The sequence below is a fragment of the Halorubrum sp. SD683 genome, assembly GCF_002135045.1.
Taxonomy (GTDB): Archaea; Halobacteriota; Halobacteria; order Halobacteriales; family Haloferacaceae; genus Halorubrum; species Halorubrum ezzemoulense.
On the sequence record NZ_NEWJ01000105.1, the window covers coordinates 1 to 6437 of the forward strand.

A 6437-nucleotide genomic window follows, 5' to 3' on the forward strand; every position below is an offset into this window, starting at 1 on the left:
CGACGCAGGCGACGTAAGCACCGCAGCGAGTGAGCGGAGCGAACGAGCGAGGAGCGCAACGAGCGTGCGTCGTCCTCGCGACTGGGGCTTCGGCGGTGTTCGCCGTCGATCCGCCACCAGTCATTTATAAGTAAGCGACTGAGGCTTCGGCGGTGTTCGCCGTCGATCCGCTATCAACCAGTTATAACTGAACGGATACGGCGGCTATCCACCGATCGGCGACCTCGATTTATCACCTAACGACTCGGCACCGACCAGCAACGGCTACGGACTCCGCTTATCAGTCTGATTCGATCTCGTTCGCGGCCGCGAGCACCTCGTCGTGGAGTGCGCCGTTCGAGGCGACCAGCCCGGTCGAGTCGTGCCGCCAGCGGTTCCCGTCCAAGTCCGTCACGCGCCCGCCGGCCTGCCGGATCGCGAAGACGCCCGCCACCGTGTCCCACGGGTTCGCCGCGACGTTCGTGATCGTCCCCTCCAGCCCGCCGGCGGCGACGGTGGGCAGGACCACCTGCGCCGCGCCGAGCCGGCGCATATCGCCGAAACGGGTGACAATCGCCTCGCAGGCGCGGGCGTACTCGTCGCGGGCGTCGTATTCCCACCAGATCGTCGGGTCGACGGTCGCGTGCCGGGTCTCGGTCACGCCGCTCACCGCGATCGGCTCGCCGTTACGGTACGCGCCCTCGGCGTCGGCGATGTAGGTGTCGCCGGGCGCGGGCGCGACGATCGCCGCCGCCACCGGCTCGCCGTCGACGACGGCGGCGACCGCGGTGGCCCACACGCGGATGTCGCGGACGTAGTTGTGGGTTCCGTCGATGGGGTCGATCACCCACGCGGGGCCCGACTCGGGGACCGTCTTGCGCTCGTCCTCTTCCTCGCCGACGACCGCGTCGTCGGGGTACGACTCGCGGATCGACTCGATGACGGCGCGCTGGGCGGCGCGGTCCGCCTCGGTCACCACGTCGTCCTCGCCTTTCGTCTCCACCGCGATGTCGCTCCGGAAGCCCTCGTTCGCCACCGCGGCGCCCGCCTCCGCGGCACGCTTCGCGACCGCGGCGCGTTCGTCGACGTCGCCCGCGCGGGCCGCGGGAGCGGGGACTTCCTCGCGCCCGCCCGAATCGGCGCCGCGCTCGTCTGCGTCGGTCATGCGCCCAGTCGACGCCGCCGCGGAGTATAAACGTCGGTTCGACGCGGGGCGCGAGTCGAAATTAACTCAGTTCTGAATCTGAGTACATTTAAGTAGGTCGGAGTCGGACAATTGGATATGAAACCCGAGGAAGCGGTCCGTCAGCTCGAGTACACCATCGACGCCTCGCTCGACGAGATCGGTCAGCGCGCCGCCGCCGGCTACCGGCCCACCTTCGAGCGCGTCGCCGAGCGCGCGGACGGGGCCGCGGTGTACGACCTCGCGGGCGAACTCTCCGAAGAGGTCGTCGACGGCTCTTGCCCCTCCCCGGCGGAGGCGAACGCGGCCGCCGAGCGCGTCCTCGACGACTGGGCGTACACCGACGGCGGGGAATAGGGAAAACACAGATCGCTAGACGGTCGTCGCAGAGAGGCTCAGACTCCCCGCGATTTCGTCTGCCGTCGCTCCGTCTAGCGCATTGACTATGAACGAGACCCCGATCGATTCGCCGGTGGCCAGCTGCGCGGTGAGCTGGCCTGTTATTGGGCTCGTCGCGAGCCCTTCCCGCGTCCCGCCACCGCCCTGCGAGGACTGTAGCTCGAAGGCGTACTTTGTTCCCTCGTCACTGTCGTCTCGCAGTTCGAAGTCGACCGTGAGAGCGAGGTCGTTGGCCGACTGATTCACGACGGCGAACGCGGACTCAAGGGATTCCTGCCCGCCGCTCATGTCCGACGGGTCGTCGGCCGCGACCACGGAGAACGTGTCGCCCGTGATGTCGGTCACACCGTTGTCGGACACGAAGGCCCCGAACTGATATACCGAGCCGACGTTCACTCCGGGGTCGTCATCACCGAGCGATATCGTTAGCTCGCCCCCGGTGTTCATCCGAACGCCCGCGACCGCGTCGTTCGCGACCAGTCCGACCAGCCCGTCGCTGTCGTCGACGACGTTGATCTTCGCCTCCCGGGAGGCCTCCGCCGCGCTGAACGCGCCGGTGCCGGACGCCGCGGCTCCCGTCCCGACGAGCGCACCCAGTCCGACCACGACATCGCGTCGATTCATGATGATACTCCGAGAGCGGTGTTACGTCCCCGCGTCGGCGTTGGTGAAGTCGTCGTGGCTTCCGGCGCGGACGGTGAGGGTACCGCCGAGATCGGTGCCGCTGGCGGCACCGCCCACGTCGACGAGAATCGTGATGAAAAACTCTTTCCCCGACCCGATCGACGCCGAGTACTGCTGGTCGTCGTCGAAAATGATGCTGGCCGATTTGGCGTTTTCGTTTGCGACACTCCCGACGACGAGGCCCTCCTCCTGTTCGGAACTATCGCCTCCTTCGGGGTAGTAGGCAACCAGGAAGAGGCGCGTACCGTCCGGGAACGGCTCGTCGTTCGCGTTGTAGGTAACCTCGATGTCTTTCGGACTGTCCGTCTGGTTCATCACCTTGAACGCGTACTCCTCCGAGATCAGCGTGGTCGTGTCGATAGCGACCTGTCCGACCGGTGGGTCCACGGTCGGATCGCCCGGAACTAGATCGATATTGCTGGAGTCGAACTGACCCAGTCCGCCGACTTGGTAGGTGGAGTTCGGGTTGACACCCTCACCGCCGCCGGTCGAGCTGAGGTCGATCATCAGCTCGTTCTCGCCGCTTCCTCCGGTGTTGGTGACGTACTCGGATCCTCCGGACTGGAGCCCGATGAGGCCGTTGCTGTCGTTGACCACACCGATGTTCGCCTCTCGTCCATCGAGTTCCGCAGCGGTGAACGCGCCTGTCCCCATCGCAGCCGCGCTTCCTGAAGCCAGTGCACCCAGTCCAACAATGAACTTGCGTCGTTCCATATCGTATCTCACCTGTGTTCACACACCCCCGCGACCCGGACATCCGGGCCGGAAGTGCTTGGGTATCACATACAGGGAGGGATACTTCGTTATGATATTCTCGACATGTTCGCGTGCCGATCTCGATACGCGACGTGGGTGACACGATACGCGATGTGGACGGCTCAATACGAGACAATTGCCGCTCATGAGCCGTATCGATCCGACCCTGAAGCCGGCGTGGAGACGCTGCGATCCGCCGTTCGAACCCGCTTCGATCCGCAACAACCCCTTGGAACCCGGTAATCGGTCCGTTCTCAGACCCGTTTGCTCCGCGAAAGGCGACGAGCCGAGGCTGTTCCTATCCCATTACTAACATAACAAGTTAACTATCCAACCTATTTATGCCGGGCCGACGCGCACGCTACAGGTGAATATCGCCGGTTCGCGGGAGGGACCGACCGGCGCCAAATTAGGGTGCTCACACCGATGCTCTCTACAACTCCGACACGCGAGACGGGTCAGAACGGAGGTGAACTGTCCGAAGACGAGGTCTTCGAAATCCTGTCGAACAGACGACGCCGCTTCGTCATTCACGCGCTCAAGCGGGCGGAAGGCCCGATCGAGGTCTCCGAACTCTCCACGCACGTCACCGCGTGGGAACACGATATCGACCCGACGGACGTCAAGTACGAGGACCGCCGAAACGTGTACAGCACCCTTCAGCGCACGCACCTGCCGAAGTTAGAGGAGGTGAACGTGGTGACGGTCGACGACGAGGCCAACCTCGTCGAGCCGACACCCGAGCTGGAGAGCCTCGACATCTACGTCGAAGTCCTCCGAAGCAGGGAGATCCCGTGGAGCCTCTACTACGTCGGGCTCGCGGCCCTCGCCGCCTCGCTCCTCCTCGCCGTCGTCACGGGGACACCGGGATTCGCCGGGCTGGAGGCGCTCGACGTGGGGGTGTTCACTGCCACCGTCTTCGGGATCTCCTCGGTGGCCCACCACGTCATCGGCCGCAGGACGCGCTTGGGGAACACCGAGAAACCCCCCGAACTCCGCCGCCGAGAATGAACGTCGCTACGTCGCCGTCGACCCGCGTACGGCCGCTCCGCGCGCTGAGCATCGCGCTCGCGTTCGCGGCGGCGGCCGGGCTGATATTCGGCACCGCCGGGTTCACCGCGATGGAGGCCGACCGCGGGCTCGCGGTCAACGTCACCGACGACGAGCGCGCGTACCTCGGCTACGCGCCGCTCGCCGATGAAGTCCGCGACGGAGAGCTGACGGCAGTCGTCGAGTACCGCAACCGGTTCGGGAGCGACCTCGACGACATCGACGTCGACGTATCGATCGCGCCGTCCGGATCGCCACGTGCGACGATCGAGTCAGTCGACCCCCCCTCGTCGCTCGACGAGGGCGCCGCCGCCGCGGTCGACGTTACCCTGCGCTGCCCGGTGCGGGAGCAAGTCCCGCTCGTCTTCGAGGTCGACGGGAACGGCGGCGGGGTGAGCGTCTCGCTCAGCCGCGTCCACACCGTCACCTGCGTCCCGACGAGCCCGATGGTGACCGGCGTCCGGTACGCGGGCGTCGGGAACGCCTTCGTCGAGGCGGGCGGGGAACGCGCGACCGTCGAGGCGACCGTTTGGCTCACCGACTCCGTCCCGGGTGCGAACGGTTCCGAGGGGAGTCTCCGGTCTGAAACTGTCGCGAGCCTGAATCCGTCGAGTCCAGTGCGGCCGCAGCTATCGACTAACGCGTCGAACGAGCGGATCGTCGGCGTCGCGTTCCCCGAGCAGGGGGTCGCGTACTTCCACCCGGGGTGGAACGGAGCGAACCACGTCGCTCCGAGAGAGGGCCCCGGCGTCAGACGAACGGGGGTTCCGCTCGACGCCGAAACCGTCCGGAACACGTCCGTCGTCGAGGACGACTGACCCCGTTCACAGCTCGATTCGCTCGCCGACCTCGGGCGCGCTCGCGTCGACCCCGTCCGCGCGCAGGTCCGCGGCGAACGCCTCGCAGCGGTCGCCGTGGTTCACCAGCACGCGCGCGTCCCGGTACGCGTCGAGGAACGACTCCAGCCCCTCGCGGTCGGCGTGCGCGGAGAAGTCGTACGACGCCACGCGCGCGCTCACGGGCCTGACCTGCCCGTTCAGCTCCAACCGCCCGCGCTCCTGTAGCTCGCGGCCGGGCGTCCCCTCCACCTGGTACCCCGTGAGCGTCACGAGGTTCGTCGGGCTCGTCCTGATCTCCGGGAGGTACGTCTGGACCGGGCCGCCCGCGAGCATCCCGGAGGTGGTGACGATCAGCGCGCTCTCGGCGGCGACCCGCTTCCGCTGGCCGTCGCGGCCCGTGACGACGCGCGCCTGCCCGACCGCCTCCCCGAACGCGTCGGCGTCACGGAGGAACGACGGGTACCGCCGGAGCGTTTCCGTCACCCCGACGCCCATCCCGTCCACGTACGGCGTGAGGTCGTTCGCGGCCGCGACGAGGAGCATCTCCTGCGTCCGGCCGATGGCGAACGCGGGCGCGACGACGGTGCCGCCCTCCCAGAGGGTCCGCTCGACGCGCTCGGCCCACGCCGACTCCACCGCGGCGCGGTCCTCGTGCGTCACGTCCGCGTAGGTGGACTCACAGATCACCGCGTCGGCGTCGGGGCGCGCCGTCGTCCCCGCGACCAGCCGCTGGTCGTCGGTGTGGAAGTCGCCGGTGTACAGCAGCTGAGTGTCTCCGTCGTCGACGAGGACGTGCGCCGAGCCCGGAATGTGCCCGGCCGAGAACAGCGTCACCTCGTAGCCGCCGCCGTCGATCCCGCCCGCGACCGGGAAGGGGTCGCCGTAGCCGTGTCGCACTTCCACTTCGCCCAACCGCGCGACGTGCTCGGCGCCGAACGGGCACAGCGGGCTGTTCCCGTGGAGCTTCAGCGTGTCCTCGGCGAGCGTCCGCGCGAGCTCCCCGGTCGGCGGCGTCCAGTGGATCGGCGGGCGGCGGTCGCCCTTCAGCAGCGCGGGGACCGCGCCGACGTGGTCGAGGTGTCCGTGCGAGACGACGACCGCGTCGGGCTCGGGATCGCGAACCGGGTACTGCGGCGGCTCCGCGGTCATCAGTCCGTAGTCCACGAGCAGCGCGTCGTCGACGAGGAGGGCGCTCCGCCCCACCTCGCGGGCGCCGCCGAGGAACTCGATCTCCATCGAGGGACCGTAGCGGCCGCTGGCGTTAGTGTCCGTCGGTCGGTCGAGCGGCGCTGTCGACCGCAGTGAGTCACTCACTCGGGCGACCGACCTCGCCGACCGCGGTCAGTCGATCCGCTCGGCGGCGTCGCGCTGGACGAGCGGATCGACGTTCTCGACGGGCAGTGAGACCACGTCCTCGCTCGCGAGCTCGTACTCCCGCTCGTCGACGCCGAAGATCGCTCCCACGTCGCGGGTGATCCGCACCGTGGCTCGCTCGGTGGGCCGGTCAGGCTCCGAACCGGCACCCGGCTCCGCAGCCGCGTCCGATC

The 6437-nt window shown here is 67.9% G+C and carries 7 protein-coding genes and 1 pseudogene; 3 read left to right on the forward strand and 5 right to left on the reverse strand.

Annotation, left to right across the window (positions count from 1 at the left end; genetic code table 11):
* Window positions 1-280: 280 nt before the first annotated feature.
* A complete protein-coding gene (locus B9G49_RS15280) occupies window positions 281-1144 on the reverse strand; it encodes an inositol monophosphatase (RefSeq protein ID WP_086216941.1) in 864 nt (287 codons plus the stop codon).
* A gap of 117 nt (window positions 1145-1261) precedes the next feature.
* Here B9G49_RS15280 and B9G49_RS15285 point away from each other — a divergent pair, with 117 nt between their 5' ends.
* Window positions 1262-1519 (forward strand): hypothetical protein, encoded by a 258-nt coding sequence (locus tag B9G49_RS15285; RefSeq protein ID WP_049930330.1) that lies wholly within the window; start codon window positions 1262-1264, stop codon window positions 1517-1519.
* Window positions 1520-1534: 15 nt separating this feature from the next.
* Here the strand turns inward: B9G49_RS15285 and B9G49_RS15290 are convergent, their stop codons facing one another.
* Both B9G49_RS15290 and B9G49_RS17110 read right to left on the reverse strand, forming a co-directional pair.
* Complete coding sequence (locus B9G49_RS15290; RefSeq protein WP_086216942.1) at window positions 1535-2185, reverse strand: hypothetical protein; 651 nt, start codon at window positions 2183-2185, stop codon at window positions 1535-1537.
* A 21-nt stretch (window positions 2186-2206) separates the two neighbouring features.
* On the reverse strand, window positions 2207-2959 hold the full coding sequence (locus B9G49_RS17110; RefSeq protein ID WP_233125231.1) for a hypothetical protein: 753 nt from the start codon (window positions 2957-2959) through the stop codon (window positions 2207-2209).
* A 468-nt stretch (window positions 2960-3427) separates the two neighbouring features.
* On the opposite strand from B9G49_RS17110, the gene B9G49_RS15305 reads away from it, so the two are divergent.
* Both B9G49_RS15305 and B9G49_RS15310 read left to right on the forward strand, forming a co-directional pair.
* On the forward strand, window positions 3428-4012 hold the full coding sequence (locus B9G49_RS15305) for an ArsR family transcriptional regulator (RefSeq protein ID WP_086216943.1): 585 nt from the start codon (window positions 3428-3430) through the stop codon (window positions 4010-4012).
* Complete coding sequence (locus B9G49_RS15310) at window positions 4009-4869, forward strand: hypothetical protein (RefSeq protein ID WP_086216944.1); 861 nt, start codon at window positions 4009-4011, stop codon at window positions 4867-4869. The genes B9G49_RS15305 and B9G49_RS15310 overlap by 4 nt, the downstream gene beginning before the upstream one ends.
* A gap of 6 nt (window positions 4870-4875) precedes the next feature.
* Here the strand turns inward: B9G49_RS15310 and B9G49_RS15315 are convergent, their stop codons facing one another.
* Window positions 4876-6126 (reverse strand): MBL fold metallo-hydrolase, encoded by a 1251-nt coding sequence (locus B9G49_RS15315; protein ID WP_086216945.1) that lies wholly within the window; start codon window positions 6124-6126, stop codon window positions 4876-4878.
* 105 nt (window positions 6127-6231) lie between these two features.
* Window positions 6232-6437: pseudogene (locus tag B9G49_RS15320) on the reverse strand (hypothetical protein); the annotation flags it as partial.

What these genes read in the sequence shown, in the direction of transcription:
- B9G49_RS15310 (WP_086216944.1), top strand. Translation starts at nt 4,009, where the DNA reads ATGAACGTCGCTACGTCGCCGTCGACCCGCGTACGGCCGCTCCGCGCG.
- B9G49_RS15285 (WP_049930330.1), top strand. Translation starts at nt 1,262, where the DNA reads ATGAAACCCGAGGAAGCGGTCCGTCAGCTCGAGTACACCATCGACGCC.
- B9G49_RS15315 (WP_086216945.1), bottom strand. Translation starts at nt 6,126, where the DNA reads ATGGAGATCGAGTTCCTCGGCGGCGCCCGCGAGGTGGGGCGGAGCGCC.
- B9G49_RS15305 (WP_086216943.1), top strand. Translation starts at nt 3,428, where the DNA reads ATGCTCTCTACAACTCCGACACGCGAGACGGGTCAGAACGGAGGTGAA.
- B9G49_RS15290 (WP_086216942.1), bottom strand. Translation starts at nt 2,185, where the DNA reads ATGAATCGACGCGATGTCGTGGTCGGACTGGGTGCGCTCGTCGGGACG.
- B9G49_RS15280 (WP_086216941.1), bottom strand. Translation starts at nt 1,144, where the DNA reads ATGACCGACGCAGACGAGCGCGGCGCCGATTCGGGCGGGCGCGAGGAA.
- B9G49_RS17110 (WP_233125231.1), bottom strand. Translation starts at nt 2,959, where the DNA reads ATGGAACGACGCAAGTTCATTGTTGGACTGGGTGCACTGGCTTCAGGA.